The sequence below is a fragment of the Chitinophaga arvensicola genome (assembly GCF_900110835.1).
Lineage (GTDB): Bacteria > Bacteroidota > Bacteroidia > Chitinophagales > Chitinophagaceae > Chitinophaga > Chitinophaga arvensicola.
In genome coordinates, this window is sequence record NZ_FOJG01000001.1 from 303,449 (window position 1) to 326,072 (window position 22,624).

19 protein-coding genes are annotated in these 22,624 nt (G+C 47.3%); 12 read left to right on the top strand and 7 right to left on the bottom strand.

Annotated elements, in window-relative coordinates; genetic code table 11:
- Positions 1-59: 59 nt before the first annotated feature.
- The 4 genes from BMW79_RS01300 to BMW79_RS01315 form a co-directional block, all read right to left on the bottom strand.
- Complete coding sequence (locus BMW79_RS01300; protein ID WP_089889501.1) at positions 60-845, bottom strand: DUF2490 domain-containing protein; 786 nt, start codon at positions 843-845, stop codon at positions 60-62.
- Positions 846-947: 102 nt separating this feature from the next.
- On the bottom strand, positions 948-1,409 hold the full coding sequence (locus BMW79_RS01305; RefSeq protein WP_089889504.1) for a DUF983 domain-containing protein: 462 nt from the start codon (positions 1,407-1,409) through the stop codon (positions 948-950).
- Between the two features lie 14 nt (positions 1,410-1,423).
- On the bottom strand, positions 1,424-2,302 hold the full coding sequence (locus tag BMW79_RS01310; protein ID WP_089889507.1) for a helix-turn-helix domain-containing protein: 879 nt from the start codon (positions 2,300-2,302) through the stop codon (positions 1,424-1,426).
- Between the two features lie 131 nt (positions 2,303-2,433).
- Positions 2,434-4,830: a S9 family peptidase gene (locus BMW79_RS01315; protein ID WP_089889510.1), complete on the bottom strand. Its 2,397-nt coding sequence runs from the start codon at positions 4,828-4,830 to the stop codon at positions 2,434-2,436.
- Between the two features lie 212 nt (positions 4,831-5,042).
- Between BMW79_RS01315 and BMW79_RS01320 the strand changes: the two genes are divergently transcribed.
- The 12 genes from BMW79_RS01320 (at position 5,043) to tatA (ending at position 16,169) form a co-directional block, all read left to right on the top strand.
- Complete coding sequence (locus BMW79_RS01320; protein WP_089889513.1) at positions 5,043-5,717, top strand: FadR/GntR family transcriptional regulator; 675 nt, start codon at positions 5,043-5,045, stop codon at positions 5,715-5,717.
- Positions 5,718-5,764: 47 nt separating this feature from the next.
- The gene (locus tag BMW79_RS01325) at positions 5,765-6,988 is read left to right on the top strand and encodes an MFS transporter (RefSeq protein WP_089889516.1); all 1,224 of its coding nucleotides are present in this window, start codon (positions 5,765-5,767) and stop codon (positions 6,986-6,988) included.
- A gap of 82 nt (positions 6,989-7,070) precedes the next feature.
- On the top strand, positions 7,071-7,943 hold the full coding sequence (locus tag BMW79_RS01330; protein WP_089889519.1) for an EamA family transporter: 873 nt from the start codon (positions 7,071-7,073) through the stop codon (positions 7,941-7,943).
- 67 nt (positions 7,944-8,010) lie between these two features.
- Positions 8,011-8,661: a tetratricopeptide repeat protein gene (locus tag BMW79_RS01335; protein WP_089889521.1), complete on the top strand. Its 651-nt coding sequence runs from the start codon at positions 8,011-8,013 to the stop codon at positions 8,659-8,661.
- Positions 8,662-8,763: 102 nt separating this feature from the next.
- A complete protein-coding gene (locus BMW79_RS01340) occupies positions 8,764-10,722 on the top strand; it encodes a TonB-dependent receptor (protein WP_089889524.1) in 1,959 nt (652 codons plus the stop codon).
- A 17-nt stretch (positions 10,723-10,739) separates the two neighbouring features.
- Positions 10,740-11,333, top strand: a complete 594-nt coding sequence (locus BMW79_RS01345) for a DUF6580 family putative transport protein (protein ID WP_089889527.1) — start codon at positions 10,740-10,742, stop codon at positions 11,331-11,333.
- A 190-nt stretch (positions 11,334-11,523) separates the two neighbouring features.
- Positions 11,524-12,852, top strand: coding sequence for a DUF5074 domain-containing protein (locus BMW79_RS01350; protein ID WP_089889530.1), 1,329 nt, complete (start codon positions 11,524-11,526; stop codon positions 12,850-12,852).
- Between the two features lie 84 nt (positions 12,853-12,936).
- Positions 12,937-13,449 (top strand): bifunctional adenosylcobinamide kinase/adenosylcobinamide-phosphate guanylyltransferase, encoded by a 513-nt coding sequence (cobU, locus tag BMW79_RS01355; RefSeq protein WP_089889533.1) that lies wholly within the window; start codon positions 12,937-12,939, stop codon positions 13,447-13,449.
- Between the two features lie 13 nt (positions 13,450-13,462).
- Complete coding sequence (gene cobT / locus BMW79_RS01360) at positions 13,463-14,509, top strand: nicotinate-nucleotide--dimethylbenzimidazole phosphoribosyltransferase (RefSeq protein ID WP_089889536.1); 1,047 nt, start codon at positions 13,463-13,465, stop codon at positions 14,507-14,509.
- Positions 14,506-15,282, top strand: a complete 777-nt coding sequence (locus BMW79_RS01365) for an adenosylcobinamide-GDP ribazoletransferase (RefSeq protein WP_089889541.1) — start codon at positions 14,506-14,508, stop codon at positions 15,280-15,282. The genes cobT and BMW79_RS01365 overlap by 4 nt, the downstream gene beginning before the upstream one ends.
- Complete coding sequence (cobC, locus tag BMW79_RS01370) at positions 15,267-15,824, top strand: alpha-ribazole phosphatase (protein WP_177192009.1); 558 nt, start codon at positions 15,267-15,269, stop codon at positions 15,822-15,824. The genes BMW79_RS01365 and cobC overlap by 16 nt, the downstream gene beginning before the upstream one ends.
- A 129-nt stretch (positions 15,825-15,953) precedes the next feature.
- Positions 15,954-16,169, top strand: a complete 216-nt coding sequence (tatA, locus tag BMW79_RS01375) for a twin-arginine translocase TatA/TatE family subunit (protein ID WP_089889546.1) — start codon at positions 15,954-15,956, stop codon at positions 16,167-16,169.
- Positions 16,170-16,248: 79 nt separating this feature from the next.
- Here the strand turns inward: tatA and BMW79_RS01380 are convergent, their stop codons facing one another.
- From BMW79_RS01380 to BMW79_RS01390, 3 genes are all read right to left on the bottom strand, one after another.
- Complete coding sequence (locus BMW79_RS01380) at positions 16,249-17,562, bottom strand: DUF5690 family protein (RefSeq protein WP_089889549.1); 1,314 nt, start codon at positions 17,560-17,562, stop codon at positions 16,249-16,251.
- 171 nt (positions 17,563-17,733) lie between these two features.
- Positions 17,734-19,320, bottom strand: a complete 1,587-nt coding sequence (locus BMW79_RS01385) for a SusD/RagB family nutrient-binding outer membrane lipoprotein (protein WP_089889552.1) — start codon at positions 19,318-19,320, stop codon at positions 17,734-17,736.
- 27 nt (positions 19,321-19,347) lie between these two features.
- A complete protein-coding gene (locus BMW79_RS01390; protein WP_089889554.1) occupies positions 19,348-22,560 on the bottom strand; it encodes a SusC/RagA family TonB-linked outer membrane protein in 3,213 nt (1,070 codons plus the stop codon).
- Positions 22,561-22,624: the final 64 nt, after the last annotated feature.

A 22,624-nucleotide genomic window follows, 5' to 3' on the forward strand; every position in this document is an offset into this window, starting at 1 on the left:
TGATGTTAGTAAAAGCTACAAACGGAACAAGGGGCTAAATAGTTATACAATATAACGATTTATTCATCTTCATACATCAGGGGCACTACCTTATTCCTGTTTTTCGTTCCCCTGTCGAGGTTATAATAGAAAAATAGTCTGATCGTATGGTTCCGGTCGTACTGGTAACCGGAAGCTTTCTGCTGATAAAGCAGCATATACCCGAAATCGTAAGCAAATCCGCTGCCAATGCTCTGACGGATACCGGCAAACAGGCGGATCTGATCGAAGGTATTGTTAACAATTGCTTTGCCAAACTGCACGGCCAGTTCATTGGCGATACTGATCTGGGGTACCCATTTGTTGGAAGACACGGGGATACCAAGACTGATCAGGTACCGCAGCCGGTTGCTGAAGGCGTAGTCGCCCGTAGATTTATCGTTCGTAACCACTTCCCGCCACCGGTGTTCATCGCGGAAACGGTTCAGTATACTCACCTTTCCTATTTTACTGGCGTAGGCAATCTGTTCGTATAACCGGTTTTCATTGGACCAGGTGCTACCACCAGGTGCCGACGGCGCCAGCCACATATGGCCATAGCCCACAATAAAAGAAAGATTGTCGTTAAGCCAGTAACCACCACCGGCTCTCAGGAAATAGAAGTTAGGATCCGATACAAAATTATTCCGCCGGATATGGATATCCGCGATAGCGCCCCAGTGATCACTGAGACGGAAAGTACTGTTCATGGATATCCACGACTGACATTGATCGTTGATCTCTTTTTTGGGGGCGGTTGTTTGTGCCTGCAAAGAAACAATAGGAAGCGGGCACAATAACCAAAAGACAACCATGCGCTTACTCATACCTTACAAATGTTAATGACGGATCTCAGAGATTATAACGGATAACTATTCCGTTTGTTCTCTCTGCTGATCCGTCATTAACACTATTTAACGCGAAACGTCCTATATGGCATTCTTAAAAGTAGGATTAGACCTTCCGGTGCCTTCCGGAGGACCCTGGTGCCAGTTTTCATCGTAATACACGAAAAAGGCCATCCAGATGGTACGGGACCAGCGCATCAGCAAGGGTTGCATTATTACCAGCAGCAGCGCATTCACACCCAGCCACCAGAAGATCCGGTTATCGTAGATAGAGAAGCCGATAAACAGCCACCAGGCAATCAACGTAGCCACACACACCGCGATAGACAGCGCATAGCTCACATAACCGGTTCCATAGTAAAATCCAACCTCCACTTCCACCTGCTGACCGCAAACAGGGCACTTTTCGGGCATTTTCAGGCAGTTCTTCAGATCGTAGGGGTTCTTAGTGGTGTAAATAGAACCACGTCTGCAACGGGCGCATTTGTTTCCCAACAGGCTTTTCAGCAGGCTGGGTTTTACATTACTTTTATCTGCACACATATAATGAAGATTTATCAGGATATATTTTTCCGGAATTCTTCCGGTGTCGTTCCTGCGTATTTTTTAAAAAACTTGGTGAAGTAAGAGTTGTCTGCAAAATTGAGCTGATAGGCAATAGCCGCGATACTCATATCTGCATTGATCAATAACCTTTTTGCTTCCAGCAGGATCCGGTCACGGATAATTTCTCCGGCTGATTTTCCCAGCATATGCCGGCAGAATGCGTTGAGGTAATTGGGCGTCACGTACAAAAGGGCGGCATATTCCTTTGGTAACCGTAGCTGCATGTAATGCTGTTCTACCAGTTTGCGGAAATTGCGCAGCAATACATAGTTGTGCGGCGGTTCCTGTTTAGCCGCTTCCTGCCTGCTGGCACGGCTTACCTGGATAAACATCTCCAGCACCTTCAAACGTAACATATCCTGGCTGTATGCTTCTTCCCCGTTCATTTCCTGGAGCATACCTTCAAACTGTGCGGTAACCACCGGGGTAGCGGCTTTCGGGAGCTGTACCACTCCTTCTGCACTCACTCCGCTGAAAAAAGGAAATCTTTCCACATAGTCGGCATCCTGGAGGAAGGCATTAAAGAATCCGGCGGATACATTCATCACATAACCTTCTACTTTACCGGTAAAGAACCAGCTATGTACCTGACCCGGTACCATGAAGTACAACTGGCCTGGTTTTACCGGGAATCTTTCAAAGTCGATCGTATGACTTCCACCGCCGGCAGTAAAAAACGCCAGATGGTAAAAAGAATGCCGGTGCGGAAAATGAATGTCTTTATGAGCCGCCAGGTATTCAGAAAACCGGGCTACCAGTATATCTTCAGATGCCGGCTTTCCCATAGCCAGAGAACAGATATCGTATGTTGGAATGAGCGCCTTTGACATGATAACACAAAGGTACAAAGGAAGGGCGAAGCGGGGTTGTGGTATTAGGGGGTTTAATGGTACTTTTTACTTATGATGAAAATTTATGTGATGATCCGGGATAGATCATCACATAAATTTTCAGAACAATCTTATTGTTTTACGTACTTCATCAGCCACTCGTCCATTTCCCACAGCATGTGCAGGATACTTTCCTTTGCAGCATAGCCATGGCTTTCCTGTGGCAGGAACACCAGGCGCGCGGTACCGCCATTGCCTTTAATGGCGTTGTACAGTCTTTCGCTTTGAATGGGAAAAGTACCGGAATTATTATCGGCCTCGCCATGGATCAGGAGAATCGGCGTTTTCAGCTTATCCGCATAAGAAAACGGTGACATTTTGTAATATACATCCGGTACCTGCCAGTAGGTACGTTGTTCGTTCTGGAAACCAAAAGGTGTTAACGTACGGTTATAAGCACCACTACGGGAGATACCGGCTTTAAACAGATTCGTATGTGCCAGCAGGTTAGACGTCATAAAAGCGCCATAAGAGTGGCCACCCACTGCAATACGGTCTTTATCGCCGATCCCCATGTCGGTGATCTTGCCAACGGCGGCTTCCGCGTTCATCACCAGTTGTTCAATAAAAGTATCATTCGGCTCTTTATCACCTTCTCCAACGATAGGCATTTCGGTGGCATCCATCACCGCAAAACCACGGGTGACCCAGAAAATCGGGGAGCCATAGTTTACACGGGTGAATTTATAGGCGGAACCGCGTACCTGTGCGGCATCGCTGGCAGATTTGTATTCGCGGGGATATGCCCACATCAGTACCGGCAGGCGGCCATCTTTAGCAGGATCGTAACCCTCCGGCAGATACAGCATGGCGGTGAGGTCTACCCCATCTTTGCGCTTGTATTTCAGCAGTTGTTTCCGGACACCCTTCAATTGTGGTTGTGGATGCGGAAACGCCGTGAGTGCCACGGATGTTTTCTTTTTCAGGTCCTGCAGGTAGTAGTTTACGGGAGATGTTACCGATTCACGTGCCACCACCACTACGAGCTTAGCAGGATCGATTACATCGGCCACCTGCTCATAGAAAGGAGCAGCGGAGCGCCAGAGAATGCGTTGTTTACTGTCTTTTAAACTAAAGGCAGACAGGAAAGGACGATCGCCTTCCGGAGAAGCACCGGGAGCCGTCATCAGTAATTCCTGCGAGGGCGACACGTATAACACGGAGCGGTTGTACTGGTTTTTCACCATTACCGGAGTACCCGGATCATTATAGCGGTCATTTTCAGAGCGGTCTATCAGTGTAATAGGCGCCTGTGCAGGATTTGCAGGATTGATCCGGCTGAGTCTAATTTTTTGTTGAGAACTGTTCGCGTCTGATACCAGCGCCAGTTGGGCGTTTGCCCAGGTGATATTATCAAAACGGTTCACTGTTTTCACCAATTCCTGCGATGCTGCAGTGAAAGGTGCGGCGAGGATATTGACCACATCGCGGAAAGGCACGTCTTTCTTAGGATCGCCGCCGTCCAGGGCCTGCACCCACCAGATAGTAGCTGGTGCGTCGTGGCGCCATGCGAAACGGCGCGGATAATTGCTGGTAGCGTCAAAGCCTTTAGGACGCACTTCATCCAGCGGATTGCTGGCCATTTTCTTCACCAGTTCTCCGTTGGTTTTCCATATCTCCACTTCTGTAGGGAAGCGGCCGGCACCTACAAGATAGGAATAAGGCCGGTGAAGACTTTGCACCAGCAGGTATTGGTTATCGGGTGACGGAGTGATGTTAACATAGATCGCCGGCTTACCAATGACCTGCTCATCTTTACCAGTGATGATAACAGGTTCTGACTGAAAGTAGTAATCAAACAGTTTTTCATCGTAAGGATTTTTCAGCATATCCTGGTAAGTAGCAGCTGGTGCTGCTTTTCCGGTTGTCTGCTGTACCGTGGGACCTTCCGGCGCCAGTGGCTTTTCCGGTGCGCTGCCTATCGCTGCAGGCACTGCCAGCGCGAGGATACGGTTATCATCGATCCAGGTGAACGCGGAATTCGTGATATCGTTGAGCCGGCGGGTACTCAGTTGAGTTGCTACACCGCTGGCTACATCTGCTTTCCATAAAGTAATGTGTTCCTTATCAGTGATGGTAAAAGCGATGCTTTTTTGCGAAGGCGACCAGCTGATATTGCCGATACGTGCGTTGGCAGGGATACCGGTAACCGGGTATTCCTTATTGCCTTTGATGTTTTTAATCCGGATGGCAGTGACGTAACCCGCGCGGCTTGGGCCGAAGTTGGCCGGATTAATACGGCTGCCTGCGAGGCGGTATTCCGGTTGTGACAATTCCTCAATCGTTGGATAACTGGTGCGTTCCATCACAAGCATCACGTCTCCTATACTATTAAAGTCCGTTGATGGTGAAGGCGCGGCCATAGCCAGTTCCAGGATGCTCTTTGGAGGGGTCTGGTATGGCAATGCGTCCTGGGCCCAGGCGCGGAAAGTAATGAATAAGGATAATGATAAAATCAATTTTCTCATATAGCAGTTGATATTAATAAGCAATCTGGCAAAATAAACTTATTGCCACAGTCGGCAAAGCAGAAAATGATGAGCGTGTTAAAAAAAGTAATCCGCGCATAAATCCGCTACGATGCGCGTTTACGATGCGATGAAGTCACCACGCGTGCCACATCCTCCGAAAAAAAATAAAAAAGTGTAAAAATCTATTACCTTTGCAAACATCAGATGATATGATGAATACAAATACTTCTCCCTTAAAACGTCTCAGTCTTGCTGAGGAAGTGGCAGACCGTCTGCAGGAATTGATTGCGTCGGGTAAATACGCGGTAGGACAACAGCTTCCGACAGAGCCGGAGTTAATGAGCCAGTTTGCCGTAGGGCGGTCCAGTGTACGGGAAGCCGTGAAAATACTGGCACACCGGGGGCTGGTACGGGTACAGCAGGGACTTGGCACGTTTGTACAGTCGCTCTCCGGCACCGGTGAGGCATTGTCGCAGCGGTTGCAACGGGCCGACTTTGAGGATCTCAACGAGGTACGTTTCCTGCTGGAAGTAAAGATTGCAGAGAAAGCCGCGCTTCACCGCAATAACAAGGACATTGAAAAAATGAAGGGGTTTCTGAAGAAGCGTTTTGCATATGCCTGCAATAACCAGTTCGAACTCTGTGTTCAGGCTGATATCAATTTCCACAATGCCCTGGCGGAAGCCGGCAAAAATGAAATTATGCGGGACCTCTACAAAACGGTGGCAGAACACCTGAAAAAGTCCTTCCTGCAACGTTTTGGAAACACTGATACATTTATCGCCACGCAGCATTATCATGATGCATTGTTACAGGCGGTGATTGATAAAGATCCGAAAAAAGCATTGGTTTGGGCAACCAGAATCAGTGAGCACAACAGATAATTTTTTTACCCTTAAACATCAGATGATCTGATCTTAAAAGAACAGAAATGGAAACAACATTACAAGAACAGCCCAAAGCCGCCGCACATCAGGCAGCACAACAAACGGTGCTGTCCATCCTATTGGCTTTAAGTTTCACCCACTTCCTGAATGATACCTTACAATCGCTCATTCCGGCGATGTACCCGGTATTAAAGGATTCCCTCAGACTGAATTTCACACAGGTAGGTTTAATTACCCTCACCTTCCAGATGTCGGCTTCGCTGTTGCAGCCACTGGTAGGCCTGTACACCGATAAAAGACCGCAGCCTTATTCGCTGGCAATCGGTATGGGTTTCACATTGATTGGACTGATCAGTTTATCGATGTCGCACAACTTCCCGATGGTACTGGTATCTGTGGCACTGGTAGGCATTGGCTCTGCAGTGTTTCATCCGGAAGCATCGCGGTTGGCGCACATGGCCTCCGGTGGTAAACACGGGATGGCGCAATCGCTGTTCCAGGTAGGTGGTAATGCCGGCAGCTCCCTCGGCCCGTTGCTGGCCGCTATGGTGATTGTTCCTTTCGGACAGTTTCATGTAATCTGGTTCTCCGTAGCAGCGCTACTGGCCATTTTTGTGATGCTGAATATCAGCAAATGGTATCTGAGCAACACCGACCGGATTAAGCCTAAAAAAGCTGCCGCACACCTGGAAAAACATACGTTATCCACCCCTATGGTAGTGTTCTCACTGGGTATCCTGCTGGTGCTGATCTTCTCCAAGTATTTCTATATGGCCAGTATGACCAGCTACTATACTTTTTACCTGATGGATCGCTTCCATATTTCTACACAGGCTTCACAGGTATACCTGTTTATTTTCCTGTTTGCCGTAGCTGCGGGTACTTTCATCGGTGGTCCTGTGGGCGACCGGATCGGACGTAAATATGTGATCTGGATTTCTATACTCGGTGTAGCGCCATTTTCTTTGTTGCTGCCTCATGCCACACTTTTCTGGACCGCCATACTCAGTGTATTCATTGGTGTTATTCTCTCCTCCGCCTTTTCCGCTATCCTGGTGTATGCACAGGAACTGGTACCCGGTAAAGTGGGCATGATTGCAGGTTTGTTCTTTGGACTGGCCTTTGGTATGGCCGGTGTGGGTTCTGCCCTGCTGGGCCGCCTGGCAGATGCCACCAGCATCAATTATGTATATGAAGTGTGTGCTTACCTGCCTTTAATAGGTATCCTCACCGCCTTCCTTCCGAACCTGGAAAAGAAAAAGAAGTAGCCGCTGTTTTTTGTCTTACGCAGGATGAACCTGCGTAAGACAAAATTCGCCTACATTCGCACTCACACTAAAACAATTGGTTATGTGGAAAGGCATACTGCTTGTGCTGCTCGGCGCATGCAGCTTTGGGATATTATCAACGATCGTTAAATCAGGTTACCAGGAAGGCTATACATTAGGCGAGTTATGCAGCGTACAGGCCGGTTTCGGCATGGTGGCGCTATGGATCATCCAGTTGATTTCCGGCAGAAAGATGGTGGGCTTAACCAATAAGGAAGCCCGTACTTGTTTTATCCTGGGCAGTTCCACAGGCCTGGTGAGCATTACTTATTATCAGAGTGTACAATATATCCCGGCCAGTGTGGCCATTATATTACTGATGCAGTTTACCTGGATGAGTATGCTGGCAGAATGGGTGATCTATAAAAAGCGTCCATCTCCGGTACAATGGCTGGCAGTATTCTTTATTCTGGGCGGTACCCTGCTGGCCGGAGGTGTTTTCAACGCAGGTCATACGGAACTGAACTGGAAAGGAATAGGCTTTGGCCTGCTGGCAGCCATGTGTTATACCGTATTTATTGTAGTGAGCGGCCGTATCGGTGCTTCCCTGGGACCAGTGCTGAAAAGTGCCTGGATTGTTACCGGCGCCTTTGTACTCATTACCCTGATATTTCCTCCTCTGTACCTGTTTAATGGCCGTTTTACGGGCACCAGTCTCTGGATCTGGGGAATTCCGCTGGCCCTTTTCGGGACCGTGCTCCCTCCTTTTCTATTTTCAAAGGGGATGCCCCAAACAGGCGTATCGCTGGGCGCTATCCTGAGCGCCGCCGAACTTCCCGTGGCCATGCTGGCGGCGACCATTTTCCTGCACGAAGCCGTGTCCCCCCTGCAGATATTGGGTGTAGCGATCATATTAAGCGCTATTGCCATGGCGAATCTGAAACGACGGAAATGAAAACCCATGAGGTGTTTTTTTTATTTATCTTTGCACCCTCTATTAGTGATTTACGAACCGTTTTTTCATGAAAGCATTTAATTTTTTTATTCTATATCGCCTCCCGATAGGTATCCTGTTGTTAGCAGGTGGTATTGCACTGGGCTTAACTGTAGGCTGGTGGGAAGCTACCATTGTGCTGGTGCTGGCACTGGTATGTTTGGTAACACACGTGATGTTTGGTCCCATGAGAATGGTACAGGAAGCCGTGGAAGCCGGTGATATTGAAAGGGCCAGTGCCCTGATGAACCAGGTGAAGTTCCCTAAACTGCTGTACAAACCAATCCGTTCTGTATACTATTTTATGCAGAGCAATATGGCCATGTACTCCAACGACCTCGATAAAGCTGAATCCACTATCCGCCAGAGTATTAACTCCGGTAGCCCGATGAAGGAATACGAGGGGATGCAGTATTTCCAGCTGGGTACTATCGCCTATCAGAAAAATGACCTGAAAACGGCTGATCAGAACCTCAAAATTGCGATGCGTAAAGGTTTACCGGACAAGGAAAACACGGCTGCCGCCCTGTTAACCCTTGCTTCCATTGCCATGAGCCGCCGCGACTTCAAATCTGCCAAGGAATATTTCCGCCGGGCAAAGGCGCAAAAGCCTACTACTGCGCAGATTGTAAGCCAGATCAAAGAAATGGATAAATATATTTCCCGCATGCCGGGATAAGCTATACCAGCTTAACTTTTTTAGAAATGCAGCGGAGATAAAGTAACCCAAACCTTTGTCTCCGCTGCATTTTTTTTGACGGAACCACAATCATATTCCAGGATGCAACCGAAACTATACACTACACTTTTATTATCAGCGGCTTTGTATTCCACTGCCATTGCGCAGGATACCAGCCACATCAGCCAGCTCAACGAAATTACCGTGACCGCCACCAAAGGCCCCCAGAAAGCCAGCGAAACCGGTAAGGTAGTTACTATCCTGTCGCATGAATACCTGCAACAGAACAGCGGAAAGAGCATTGCCAGTATTCTCAACCAGCAAACCGGGCTTGTGATCAACGGCGCAGAAAACAACCGTGGCACTGTTCCCAATGTATACATGCGGGGCGCTTCCAGTGGCAACACCCTGATCCTGATAGACGGGCTTCCCGTCAACGACGCCTCCCAGATTAATAATACGTTTAACCTGAACTTTATAACGCCCGACCTGGTAGAACGAATTGAAATACTCCGTGGCAGCCAGTCGACCCTCTATGGCTCCAATGCCGTAGCTGGTGTAATCAATATCATTACCCGTAAAAACAGCGACAAAAAATTCGGGATCGGCGCCAACGCCAGTTATGGCAGCTACCGCGACTTCCAGGGGAATGTGAATATACACGGCAATATCCAACGCTTCTCCTACCTGGTGAATTACCAGCGTGAAAAAGCCCGTGGCTTCTCGGATGCCTACGATTCCAGCCGTAATCAGACAAAAGATTTCGACAGGGATGGTTTCCGGCAGAACACCATCTTCGCTAAACTGGGGCTCACCGCCGGTAAACGCTGGAACTTCGGGTACCTGTTCAACTGGAGCAATATCCACCAGGATCTCGACGAGGGCGGTTATGTAGACGACCGGGATTATACCGGCAAATCAAAATACCTGCTCAACGCCTTCAGCAGTGAGTACAAGTTTAAAAAAGGCTCCTGGCATGTGTTGTATAGTTACCAGCGCAACAAGCGGGATATTGTGAACGACTCCGGCTACCTGGGTGTGGGCGGAAACTACTATGCCCGCTACGATAGTTCTCTTTTCAGCTCCAACACGCACCAGGTGGAGAGCTATGTAAACTGGGAAGCGAGCAACAACATCCGGCTGATCGGCGGTGCGGCCTTTACCACCTCGAATACAGATCAAAAAGACTACCTGCAGGGCTTATCGGGTCCTGATATATATACCACTTTCCTCTCGCCTGACAGTGCACATACCAACCAGACCAGCGTGTACGCGTCTTTGCTGCTGCACAACCTGGGAGGCTTCAATATGGAACTGGGTGGCCGGTTGAACTACCATAGCCTTTATGGTAACAACCAAACGTTTTCCTTCAACCCTTCCTACCTGATTAATCCGAATCACAAGGTATTTGTGAATATTTCTTCCGCCTACATGGTACCGAGCCTGTCGCAGCTATATCCCGCCGGATACGGCAACCGGGACCTGAAGCCGGAGAGTACAATCAGTTATGAAGCCGGCTATCAGGCTACGTTGGCCCATGAACGGGTAGACGTCCGGGTAACCGGGTTTGCCCGAAATACCCATGACCTGATCATTTTTTATAGTGATCCTGTTACCTACCTGGGCCAGTTCCGGAATGCCAATAAGCAACAGGCTTATGGCGTGGAAGTGGAAGGTTCCTGGAGGCTGACCAACACCCTCCGGCTAACCGCCAACTATACCTATACCGATGGACAGCTGACAGTACCTCAAAATGGTAAAGATTCGTCCTACTACAATCTGTATAGAGTACCTAAACACGCTGTGAATGCAACTTTAGGCTACCAGGCTACCCCGGCATTATTTGTATCTGTAACCGGCAAATATGTGGGTCAGCGGTTTGAGCAGGCGAAGCCCATGGGCGATTATTATACCCTGGATTTATACGGTGAATATAAATTTGGTAACTTGCTCAAAATTTTCGCCGGTTTCAGAAACATTACAGATTATCAATATTTTGATATTTTGGGATATAATTCACGCCGGTTCAATTTCAACACCGGTGTTATATTTAATTTGTAAACATTAAAACCAACATAATGTCTTTAAAGAATCTTGATCCGCGATTTGGTGTATTGCTGCTTTTCATTGTCGCAGCAGGTATAATACGCGTCGTGTTGGGAGCTGATGCGAATATGCAACCTATTGCTATGTTCACGCCAGTGGGTGCAATGGCTTTATTCGGTGGCGCATCTTTTTCCCAGAAGTGGAAATCATATGCTTTCCCTTTATTAACCCTGTTTATCAGTGATGTTATCCTGATGCAGGTATTCCACAGACAATATGCGGAAGGTTTATTATACAGAGGCTGGGTATGGAACTATGCCAGCTTTGTACTGATCGTGTTACTGGGTCAGCTTTTAATCAAGAAAGCGAGTGTGGCCAATATCCTGATGGGATCTGTAGGCGCGGCACTCCTTCATTTCCTGGTATCCAACTTCGGTGTGTGGATCAGCGGTTCTACCAACATGCTCACCGGTTTACCTTACACGAAAGATGCAGCAGGTCTGATCAGTTGCTATGTACAGGCTATTCCTTACATGTGGTATGTCCTGGTAGGTAACGTCATCTATTGCAGCATTTTCTTTGGCAGCTTTGAACTGGTAAAACGCAGAATGCGTTTTGCTCAATAATATTTTTATAGCTTTTAGAGATTTGGCGCTTGGGCAGATGCACACATTTGCCTGACGCTAAATCTCTAAATTATTATAGGGGATATCATTTCCCCTCTCCCGCATAGCACCTCTGTACAGCACCCTTGCAAACGGTTACTCACGGCAGTACCCATACGAAAACAAGACATACGAAAATAAATCACGACACATGCGCAGCATTTCACGCAAATTTCAACTTTCCTTTATTGTAGCAGTATTCGCTATTGCGGGATTAGCCTCCTGTTCTAAAGATAACCAGGCCGAAATCGTTGTACCACAGATTGTAAATCCGGGTTTAAAGAATGGTCAGGACACTATTTATATCGGCGACACCCGGGTATTAAGCCCCCAACTGGCAGAAGTTAAGAACCCTGAGTTTCTCTGGCTGGTAAATGGCGTAAAAGTAAGCACCGATTCTACCTATACCTTCACCGCCAAAGAAAGAGGTGATTACACCATTTCCTATAAAATTATTTCCGGCAATTCGCTGGCCACTTATTACTACCGCATCAAGGTACTGGGTAAGTTTGAAAATGGTTTCTTCCTGGTAAATGAAGGCTGGTTCAACCATGAACCAGGCGATGTAAACTTCTACCGTAATGGAGAGGATTCCGTTTACCAGTATGTATTTAAGCGTACCAATCCCGGACAAACCCTGGGTAAAACCACCCAATTTGGCGCCATCTACAACAATAAAATGTACCTGGTATCCAAAGAGGGCGCCTTTGTGGTAGCTGATGCCGGTACATTGAAAGAAACCGGACGTATCAATCAACTTCCCGCTACCGGCAATGCCTTTTGTGCGGTGAATACCAATACCGGCCTGGTATCTACTACTGATGGTGTGTACCCGGTAAATCTGCAGACATTGGCTTTGGGTAGCAAAATAGCAGGAGTAACCGGTGAAGTAGGCGGCATGATTGCAGCAGAAGGGTATGTGCTGGTGATGTCCCAATCACAGGGTATCGTTGCATTGAACAAAACTGACTTCAGTGTAGCAAAAGTACTGGGACTGGCGGATGTAGGCTTTACCCGTACCACAGACGGTACCGTTTGGGCAGCACGCGATAACATGCTGTTTGCCATCAATGCCAACACCCTGAAAATTGATACCGTGTCCATGCCTTTCGCAGTGTATGGCACCTGGGGCTATTGGAACGCAGGCAAACTGACCGCTTCTACCAGTGAAAATGCGGTGTTTATTGGTAAAACCAATAGCTGGGGCGAAGAAGGAAGAGAAGTATATAAATATGCGGTGGGTAATGCAGCTTCCCTGCAAACACCATTTGCTACTATTCCGGCCGGCCGCGAAATGTATGCTGCAGGCGTGAGATACAATCCTAATAACAATACCATCGTAGTAACAGATGTAAAATCCGGCTACGGTGATAACTATAAAGACAATGCCCTGTATATTTATGATGCAGGTAATGGCAGTCTGAAGAAAACAGTGAATTTCACCGGCTTCTTCTTCCCGGCCATGCCGTTGTTTAACTAAGTCAACAGCTTTTGGCACTTAGCTTTCAGTCACTCGTACCGCGTTTATGCTAAGTGCTGAAAGCTAAGCGTTAAAAGCTTTTTTATGCTTCATTTAATTACAGGTGGGGCCCGCTCGGGCAAAAGCAGGTATGCGCAGGAATGGGCGTTATCGCAAAGTGCACAACCCGTATATGTGGCCACCGCCAGAGTATGGGATACCGATTTTGCGGAGCGCATACAACGCCACAAAAGTGAAAGAGGCCCGGTATGGGTGAACTATGAAACCGAACTACACGTAAGCCAGCTCCCGCTGGATAACCGTACCGTTGTCATCGATTGTGTTACCTTGTGGCTGACGAATTTCTTTGAAGCACATCAATATCATACGAACAATACCCTGCAGGCAATTCAGGCAGAAATAGACACCCTGCATCAGAAGGCGGGGACCTTTATATTGGTCACCAACGAAATAGGTATGGGTGTACACGCCGAAACAGAAGCAGGACGCAAGTTTACAGATCTGCAGGGCTGGGTAAACCAATACATTGCACGTATAGCCGGTACCGTTACATTAATGGTATCTGGCATCCCGGTTGTAATAAAAAAGGACGCGTAAAAACTATTCCCTCATGACGAGCAATTTCACGATCACACCGCTGTCAACAGCACTGAGAACGGCCTTACAGGACAAGATAGACCAGAAAACCAAGCCACCAGGATCATTGGGCCGGCTGGAAGCAGTAGCCCTTCAGGCAGGTTTGGTACAAAATACCCTTACACCAACAGTCAGCAAACCCGCTATCATTGTGTTTGCGGGTGACCATGGCATTGCTGCCGACGGATTGGTAAATCCTTTCCCGCAGGCAGTAACCGCGCAGATGGTGTATAATTTTCTACAGGGTGGCGCAGCTATCAATGTATTTTGCCGGCAGCATCAGCTACAGCTGACGGTAGTAGATGCCGGTGTGAACCATGATTTTGCGCCACATCCGTTGTTGAAAGACCGGAAGATGGGCATGGGAACGCAGAACTTCCTGCATATGCCGGCTATGTCGCTGGATCAGTGCAAACTGGCGATGCAGGCAGGCGCAGAGGAAGTAAAACTGCTGCATGAAAACGGCTGTAATGTGATCGGCTTCGGGGAAATGGGAATTGGCAATACTTCCGCAGCCGCGCTGCTGATGAGCCATTTTACCCGGCTTCCAGTGGCAGAATGTACCGGCGCGGGCACGGGCAGTAATGCACAGCAACTGGTACAGAAACAAGCTATCCTGCAGCAGGTGGTAGCCAAACATGCATCACCGGCATCACCGGAGCAGGCACTGGCTACGTTTGGTGGTTTCGAGATCGCCATGATCTGCGGCGCTATACAACAGGCGGCTGCACTGCAGATGCTTATTGTGATTGATGGATTCATTGTGACGGCGGCCTTACTCGCTGCGGTAAACATGCAACCAGCGGTAAAGGATTACTGTGTATTTGCACATTGCTCCGAAGAAAAGGGACATAAAGCCATGCTGGAGCACCTCGGTGTAACACCATTATTACAGATAGATATGCGCCTCGGAGAAGGAACCGGCGCGGCATTGGCCATTCCGCTTATTCAGAGTGCGGTGGCATTCCTGGAAGAAATGGCCAGCTTCAACAGTGCACAGGTATCAAATCGTACGATATGAGGAAACAGTGGCAGCTATTGCTCACCGCTATCATGTTTTATACGCGTTTGCCCGTCCCCGTTAGTACGCCCTACTCTCCGGAGATGCTGAATAAAGCCACCCGTTTTCTTCCTTTAGTGGGATGGATAACAGGAGGTATCATGATAGGCGTGCTGTATATACTCGGGGAAATTGCACCTCCGATGGTAACGATCCTGCTGGCCATCATTACCGGCGTATGGGTAACCGGCGCCTTCCATGAAGATGGATTTGCGGATATGTGTGATGGCTTTGGTGGCGGATGGACCAAAGAAAAGATCCTGGATATCATGAAAGACAGCCGTATCGGCACTTACGGGATGCTGGGATTGTTGTTGATCATGACCCTGAAATTTCTGTCGCTCCGGGAACTGGCCTTATACAAAGTAATGCTGGCAATTATCAGCGCTCAGCCGCTGAGCCGTTTTGTAGCAGTAACGGTGGTGTATACACACAGCTATGTGCGTGAAAACGAGGACAGCAAAGCAAAGCCCATTGCCCAGGGTATTAGTTTACGTGACCTGGGAATTGCTGCGATCAGTGGTTGTATACCCTTTATTGCCGTGATGATTTTCCTGCACAACTACACGTTACTGCTCACCATCCCCGCGTTGCTGCTGGCCCGCTGGTATATGGTGCGACTGATGCAGAAATGGATAGGCGGCTATACCGGCGATTGCCTGGGTGCTGTGCAGCAGATTTCGGAAACGGTTATTTATTTATGCTTTTGTATTCTCACATGGAAATATATCTGATCCGGCATACTACACCGGCCATAGAAAGTGGTATTTGTTATGGCGCATCCGATGTGGATGTGGCCGAGGGTTTCGATACAGAGGTGGCCCGTTTAAAGCCCCTTCTCCCGACTCAACCTGTACAGGTGATCACCAGTCCCCTGCAACGCTGCGAAAAGCTGGCAGCCGCCTTATATGGCGCTGCATACACCACAGACGACCGGTTGAAGGAAATGAACTTCGGTAAATGGGAAATGCTGCCCTGGGATAGCATCAGTAAAAATGCCCTGAGCAAATGGGCGGATAACGTGGTGTTTGAGCATATTCCTGGTGGAGAAAGCTATGAAGAGCTCTATAACCGGAGCATTTCATTACTGGAAGAAGTAATCGCCAGCCAGAAGGATACCGTATTAGTGACTCATGGCGGAGTGATCCGCTGTATTTTGGCGCATGTGACCGATACTCCTCTCGTGGATGCGTTCGATATTTCGGTGAATTATGGTCATATCTCTCATTTACAGGAAGAAAACGGCGAAATAAAAGTGATATTTTCTAATCTGTAAGTAATTGCCTTCAAAGTAGTTATGTTAAAATTTCTAAATATCTTGCTAAAAAACAAAAAAACTGGTAATTCGTGCTAACTTTATGTTTGCATATACCGTATATAAAAGAACACAATAAAATCTGTTATAATGACAACATCTTTTCTGAATATCCCGCTTTTGTTTTTGCAGGAAATAGGTATCAAAGAATTGCTGCTGATAGCATTAGTAGTACTGTTATTGTTTGGTGGTAAGAAGATACCTGAGCTGATGCGTGGTTTGGGTAGCGGCATTCGTGAATTTAAAGATGCCAAAGATGAACCAACAAAGAAAGGAACAAGTGCTGATGCTGACGCAAAAAGCTAACTAAATTCCTCGTATAAAAAACAAAAGGCAAATCGCTCATATAGCATGAACGATTTGCCTTTTTTATGCCCGGAATCTATCAGGCAACCAGCTGTACTTCTCCAACACTTTTACTGTTCACTGATTCATATCTTTTTTTAAAATACACCGCAGATATCACCATCATCACTATACCGGTAGCGGATACACTGAATACTGCATTCATAAAGAACTGGCTCCACGACAGCGTCATGCCGCTGAAATTCTTGAACAGCATCACCATCACACTGCCAAGATACCCGAACGAATCTGCCAGGTAAATCACAAACCCAACATTGCTCACGTATTTAAATACAGCAATCAATCGTTCAAAGAAAATACAGTTGAACGGGATGTAACCCATATATAGTCCAAGGCCGGTTAAAGTCATCCACCATACCGGATCCAGCCGGTGCTCTTTAAATAACCAGGTGCTGATCAGCGCCATCAGGAATCCCATGATCACAATGAAATGGTTCAGCATGAAAGCGTGAAAATTATTCTTCACAAATACCAGTAATCCCATGATGACGATGATAGCCAGGGAGATGGGAATCTCTGTTTGCGTAAAGATGCCGGCCTGTGCGCCATACCCAAGATCTTTCCAGATATCTGCCGCAAAGTTGTCGCGCATATCCCTTAAAACAGTCAGCAATACGTAACTGGCAATGAGTAATATCAGTCCGGGTAAAAAGCTGTGCAGGAAAGCCTTTCTTTCCGATTTATTCATAGGTGCACGGCGGGTTCGCAACTGCTCATCTTTGGCAGTAGGTGGTGGAATCTGCTCCAGTAAACCAATGAAGATCAACATCGGTACAAGAAAAACCAGGCCGGTGACAAAGGGCATCCAGTACTCCGTTACGTGCCAGTTTACCACGGTCATCTTTCCTACAGACTTTACAAAACCCGAAGAAAAGATAAAGCTGATAGACAACACCGCGCCCATAAACTCCGTACTGCGACGGCCTTCAAGGTAGCTGAATACCAGCCCCCAGATCATACCGAGCGGAAATCCATTTACAAAAAGGAAGATAATATTATAAGGCGCCGGCACCAATGCAAAGCCAAACAATGCCACCCAGGAAATCAGGATCAGGAACATGATGCTCCGTGCACGCTTATTGCCTTTCATTTCTGAGATAAACCGAATACCATAGAACTTACTGGCAGCGTAACCGATCGTTTGGGTGATCACCAGCCAGATCTTATAGTCAATTCCAAGGAAAGTAACGCCTTCGAAAATGCCGGCCGTAAAGGGCTTACGGAAGGCATACATACACGAGTAAGTACCAAAAGCCACCAGGGCGGCATATAATGAAAAAACCAGGGGATTAGCCTGCTGCAACCGCTTCTGTATCCAGGGAATATTCAACATCGTAACTAATGGTTTGGGACAAAGGTGGGGATCCAATGTAAACGCAATGTTAACAAATGCTGAACTTAATGTTAAGTATTATTAAACAAGTATACATAAAGAACCGGCCACCCCTGGCCTCTTCCGGAGAAGAGAACAGGCGTGGCCGGCTGCCATTTTATTATTTGTTGCTTACTTCAGCAACCACATATCTGCATTGATATCATCGGTAGTACCTCCAAACTGGCTCTTCAGGGAAGCAGTCCAGTTGATGGTATTGGAAGACCGGTCTGCATCCGGGTACTTGAAGCGTTTTGGAATAATACCGCTGTTACCGGTACCGGCACCTGTGCTAAAGGCAGGAATATTGGTTCTTCTCCAGTTGATATAAGCCTGCCAACCGGAATTCTCAAAGAAGGCCAAATACTTCTGCGTCAGGATCTGTGCCAGTCCCTGTGCATTGTTACCTTTATATTTTACGCTTATCTGCTGGTAATAGCTGTTTTCAAAATCGAATGGTATTTCATAACGTTTACCACCATACGTTTTTATGATCGATCCGGCCGATTCTGCGGGAATACCATAAAAACCGAGAGACGCCTTGATGCCTTTTTTATACCAGGTTTCTGCGCTACCGTCGATCCAGCCACGATTAGCCGCTTCGGCCAGGTTGAAACACAGTTCAGGGAAACCTAGCAACAGACCGGGTTCAGCCGCGTAGCTGCTGTAATAACGGGTACGGCTGCGAACGGAATATACGGCCGTATCCACGTTTGACATTTTGGACGACATATTATCCAGGCTTTCCCCAGAGGCGGCACCTACATAAGCAGTAATATCTGCGGGTGTTTTATGCAGTTTATTTAACTGTTCAGTGGCCGGTTCTGCGGTTACATAAGCGCGCGGATCGTTCAGCGATACCAGGGTATTCAGGTATGTAGCCGACATATTATACCGGGTAGCATCAAAACCAAGGTTATCAGGGTTAGATGGATACTTATTGATATTGTTATAAATAAATTGCAGATTCTGATCCATCGACTCTATCAGCGGATATTTAGAAGGATTGCTAACAATATCCTTAAACTGCTGTGCTACTTTCAGATCTGCATCCGCAGTTTTGTTACTCAGTGTGATGAGCACACGTAAGCGGAAAGTATTTACTGCACGCTGCCATTTAGTGAGATCATTCCCAAAGTAAAAATCTCCTTTCAACAGCTGACCTTCGGCTGTATTACTTTTATCAGGATTGGCGATCTGCTGACCCAACTGTATGTTGGCATCTTCCAGCCATTGCAGGATCTGTACAAATACCTGTTTCTGCTGATCATAAGCTGGCGTCAGGTTAGCCTTTCCCTGCAGCGCATCTTTCATCGGCAGATCCCCTACCAGGTTGGTCATGCGATAAAAAAACCATGCGCGGAAAAATTTGCCAAGTGCATTGTAAGGATTCAGTGCCTGTCCACCCAAACGGGTTGCTTCCTGCTCCATCTTCTGTACATTAGTCAGGCTGTAATAACTGGCCAGGTCCGCTCCGCCCCAATCGTAACGCTGATCGCCGTAGTAGTTATAGTTACAGCAATCGAACTGGTTCCACCGCATTACATTACTCCAGGGTTTATCTGCATTCATATCGGCCAGCACACCGCCTAAAACCAGGCTGGGAGGCGTTTGTGACGGCTTATTTTCGTTGACGGCATAATCATCATACTTTTTATTGCAGCTGCTGAGTACAGCACCTGTTAAAGCTATGATGGTAAATATTTTGAATGATTTCATACAATACATTGTTTAATAAGTAACAGATCAGAAGGACAGGTTAATGTTGAAGCCATATCTTTTGGTAGTAGGCGTTTGCAGTGTTGATGAACCCTGGTCGGCACCCGGATACTGATCCAGATCCACATCTTTATTCTTCGCAAAATAGAGCAGGTTCCTGCCTACAAAAGATATATTGGCAGATCTGATAAAAGTGCCTCTCAGCAAGGTTTGCGGCAGCGCATAACCAATAGTTACTTCGCGCAGTTTTGCAAACGTTTTGCTGATCAGGTTCGCCTCATTGGTTCTGTAATAAACACTGATATAATCCTGCAGGAATGTTTTAGTAGTATTAGGTGCGTATTGCAGTTTGTCGTAGTTGGTTACATTACCATTATTGTCATACTGTATAGGCACGTTGTTGCTCACTACCACACCTTGTCCGAGATAAGATTTCACCCCTTTGTAATCCTGGAAACGGGCTTCTCCCATGGCACCTTCGGTGGTCAGGATATTACGTCCGCCGCGGAAAGTCTGTTGCTGGATGTAATCGATCATATTTCCACCTACGCGACCGTCAAACTGGAAGCTGAGACTGATCCCTTTGTAGCTGAAATTATTATTGATACCCCATACCCAGTCGGCACTGGCATTACCGAGGAATTGTTGTGTAGGATTGATCACCGGGCGGCCATCGCTGCCATTGATGATCTGTCCGTCGGCAGATCTCACGAATTTAGTACCATAGATCTTATCCACCCTGTCGCCCACGCCTACAAAGGCATTCAGCTTATCTTCGCCATCATATATTTTGGTATACTTCTCCTGGAAAGTAGACCAGTTGGCCGTTACATTCCAGTTAAATCCATTTGGATTACGGATAGGTGAACCGTTGAGTGATACTTCGTAACCTGTTTTCTTTGTGTTTACACCATTGATACGGTTCAGTGCATAACCGGTAGCACTCGGAATAATCACATCATAGATCTGCGGACCGTTCTGGCTCGTGAAGTAAGTTGCATCGATACCGATCCTGTTCTTTAAAAACCGGATGTCTAACCCTGTTTCCACTACTTTACTGGCGAAAGGCTTCAGGTCAGGATTAGCGATAGTCTGAGAAATATAGGCGGCAGCCTGGTTCTGATAAACCGGCGTCACGTTATAGAAAGAAGTGTTATAAATAGGACCATCATAAGATGATTTATATTCCGATCCATACCCCAGGGGGTACGTAGCCAGCGGCGTAGCGCCAATGGTAGCCTGTGTAAAGCCTCCTTTCACATTCGCGTAAGATGCTCTCAGCTTCAGGAAAGACACCACTTCGGGCAGTTGTACATAATCTGATACAACGGTACTCAAAGCTACAGACGGATAGGAATATACGTTGTTTTGAATGGGCAGGTTGGATGCTTTATCGATACGGTCTGTCAGGGAGATCGTCGCATACTTTCCAAGGTCAATATCTACATAACCATATGCGCTCAATACCAGCATCGGTGCATAGTAGTTGGTAGCGAACAACGGATCACGCGAATTGCCAAAGCCATACCATCCTGGTGCATTCAGGTAACCGGTAGACACATAGCTGGAGTTATAGCGGAAGGAACGTGCATTTCCGCCCACAGATGCGTGGATACCAATTTTATTGGCGAAAGTGTTGGTATAAGACAGTAATACGTCGGTGTTGTTTTCAAACATAGAGCGCTTGTCTTCGCGATAGTCGCCCTTTCCTTCTTCACGGCCATAAGGGTGTGCGGAAAAAGGCACTTTTTCATTTCTCATCAGGTCGTAGCTGGTGATCTGTGTACGTGCCAGTAATTCCAGTTTATCATTGAACTTGTAGTTCAGTTTTGCATACCCGTTGATATCTGTCTTGTAGTGACCGCGTAACCATTCGTAAGTCATGAACCAGGGGTTATGATAACGTTGGTATTCGGCGTAAATGGATTGAATACCTTCTTTGCCTGGTTGCCAGTAATTGCGCATATCATCCATGCTCCAATCAGCACCAGCCCAGATCAGGGTATTGTAGATGATACTGTTCGGACCATAGGTAACATCCGGGAAATTGTTGGAGTACTGGCGGTTGTAGTTCATGTATGCATCCAGTCGCAGGCGGGAATTAAAATTATAGCCTGCGGAGATGTTGAAGTTGGTGATATTCAGCGATGTATTCGGTACAATTCCTTTCTGATAGGAATGCGACAGGGAGAAGCGCAGATCGGCTTTTTCCGTATGCGAGGATACCGCAATATTGTTAGTGCTGAGTAAACCGGTTTGCAGGAATCGCTGCAGGTTATTTTTACCGCGTGCGATCCACGGAGTGCCGGTGCGTTTGCCGGTGGCAGGGTCTACGGGGCTATCGTACTGAGGGATGAGTTGTCCTTCGAATTTAGGGCCCCATACATCATAATCCCCATCGTTTGTTCCACCACCTTTACCATCTACAAAAGCATATTTACCATGATCGCCGGGACCATACTCATCCTGTACTTTAGGGATGGCATTAAATCCTTTTTCGAACATGGTGCTGGAGTTAAAATCAATGGACAGGCCGCGCTTATCTTTTGTTCCTTTTTTGGTAGTGATCATAATGGCGCCATTCAGGCCACGGGAGCCGTATAACGCGGAAGCAGTAACACCTTTCAGGACGGTATAGCTTTCGATATCATCCGGGGAGATATTCCAGGTATCTGAGTTAATAGGTACGCCATCTACCACATACAACCCGATATTATTACCACGGAGTAATACGAGCGGGGCAGACAGTAGTTCCGCAGACGCGCCAACGGTAAGGCCGGCCACCTTACCTACCAGGCCGTTTACCGGATTGGGTTCTCTCGCCTTGATAAGGTCGGCGCCTTTTACTTCCTGTACGGAGTAGCCTACTTTTTTTACTTCTTTCCGTATACCCAGGGCCGTTACTACCACCTCATCGAGCGCTTTTTTATCAGGTTGCAGATTGATCACCAGATCTGTAGCGCCATTCAGGGCATATGTTGCCGGGAGAAAGCCAATAAAACTTACCTGGAGGATATCAGTGCCTGCGGCAGAAAGGGTGAAGCTTCCGGTGGCATCTGTGACGGCACCGCGATTAGCGCCTTTTACTTTGACAGTGGCGCCGATGACTGGCTGATGGTCGTCGGCGGCGATAACTTTTCCTGTAATCGCCAGCTGGGCATGTACAGATATAGCTATCAGTAGCAGCAATAGGGTGGCGCATGACTGCCTTTTGAGCGCCCGAAGTAGATTTGATTGCATGTAAATGTAGGTTTGGGTAATTATTTACATGCAAAGGTTGAGTTCCTATGTGACCGGAATGTTA

What these genes read in the sequence shown, in the direction of transcription:
- BMW79_RS01380 (WP_089889549.1), bottom strand. Translation starts at nt 17,562, where the DNA reads ATGTTGAATATTCCCTGGATACAGAAGCGGTTGCAGCAGGCTAATCCC.
- BMW79_RS01350 (WP_089889530.1), top strand. Translation starts at nt 11,524, where the DNA reads ATGCGCAGCATTTCACGCAAATTTCAACTTTCCTTTATTGTAGCAGTA.
- cobC (WP_177192009.1), top strand. Translation starts at nt 15,267, where the DNA reads ATGGAAATATATCTGATCCGGCATACTACACCGGCCATAGAAAGTGGT.
- cobU (WP_089889533.1), top strand. Translation starts at nt 12,937, where the DNA reads ATGCTTCATTTAATTACAGGTGGGGCCCGCTCGGGCAAAAGCAGGTAT.
- BMW79_RS01305 (WP_089889504.1), bottom strand. Translation starts at nt 1,409, where the DNA reads ATGTGTGCAGATAAAAGTAATGTAAAACCCAGCCTGCTGAAAAGCCTG.
- BMW79_RS01365 (WP_089889541.1), top strand. Translation starts at nt 14,506, where the DNA reads ATGAGGAAACAGTGGCAGCTATTGCTCACCGCTATCATGTTTTATACG.
- BMW79_RS01300 (WP_089889501.1), bottom strand. Translation starts at nt 845, where the DNA reads ATGAGTAAGCGCATGGTTGTCTTTTGGTTATTGTGCCCGCTTCCTATT.
- BMW79_RS01340 (WP_089889524.1), top strand. Translation starts at nt 8,764, where the DNA reads ATGCAACCGAAACTATACACTACACTTTTATTATCAGCGGCTTTGTAT.
- BMW79_RS01330 (WP_089889519.1), top strand. Translation starts at nt 7,071, where the DNA reads ATGTGGAAAGGCATACTGCTTGTGCTGCTCGGCGCATGCAGCTTTGGG.
- BMW79_RS01320 (WP_089889513.1), top strand. Translation starts at nt 5,043, where the DNA reads ATGATGAATACAAATACTTCTCCCTTAAAACGTCTCAGTCTTGCTGAG.
- BMW79_RS01315 (WP_089889510.1), bottom strand. Translation starts at nt 4,830, where the DNA reads ATGAGAAAATTGATTTTATCATTATCCTTATTCATTACTTTCCGCGCC.
- BMW79_RS01385 (WP_089889552.1), bottom strand. Translation starts at nt 19,320, where the DNA reads ATGAAATCATTCAAAATATTTACCATCATAGCTTTAACAGGTGCTGTA.
- tatA (WP_089889546.1), top strand. Translation starts at nt 15,954, where the DNA reads ATGACAACATCTTTTCTGAATATCCCGCTTTTGTTTTTGCAGGAAATA.
- BMW79_RS01335 (WP_089889521.1), top strand. Translation starts at nt 8,011, where the DNA reads ATGAAAGCATTTAATTTTTTTATTCTATATCGCCTCCCGATAGGTATC.
- BMW79_RS01310 (WP_089889507.1), bottom strand. Translation starts at nt 2,302, where the DNA reads ATGTCAAAGGCGCTCATTCCAACATACGATATCTGTTCTCTGGCTATG.
- BMW79_RS01325 (WP_089889516.1), top strand. Translation starts at nt 5,765, where the DNA reads ATGGAAACAACATTACAAGAACAGCCCAAAGCCGCCGCACATCAGGCA.
- BMW79_RS01345 (WP_089889527.1), top strand. Translation starts at nt 10,740, where the DNA reads ATGTCTTTAAAGAATCTTGATCCGCGATTTGGTGTATTGCTGCTTTTC.
- BMW79_RS01390 (WP_089889554.1), bottom strand. Translation starts at nt 22,560, where the DNA reads ATGCAATCAAATCTACTTCGGGCGCTCAAAAGGCAGTCATGCGCCACC.
- cobT (WP_089889536.1), top strand. Translation starts at nt 13,463, where the DNA reads ATGACGAGCAATTTCACGATCACACCGCTGTCAACAGCACTGAGAACG.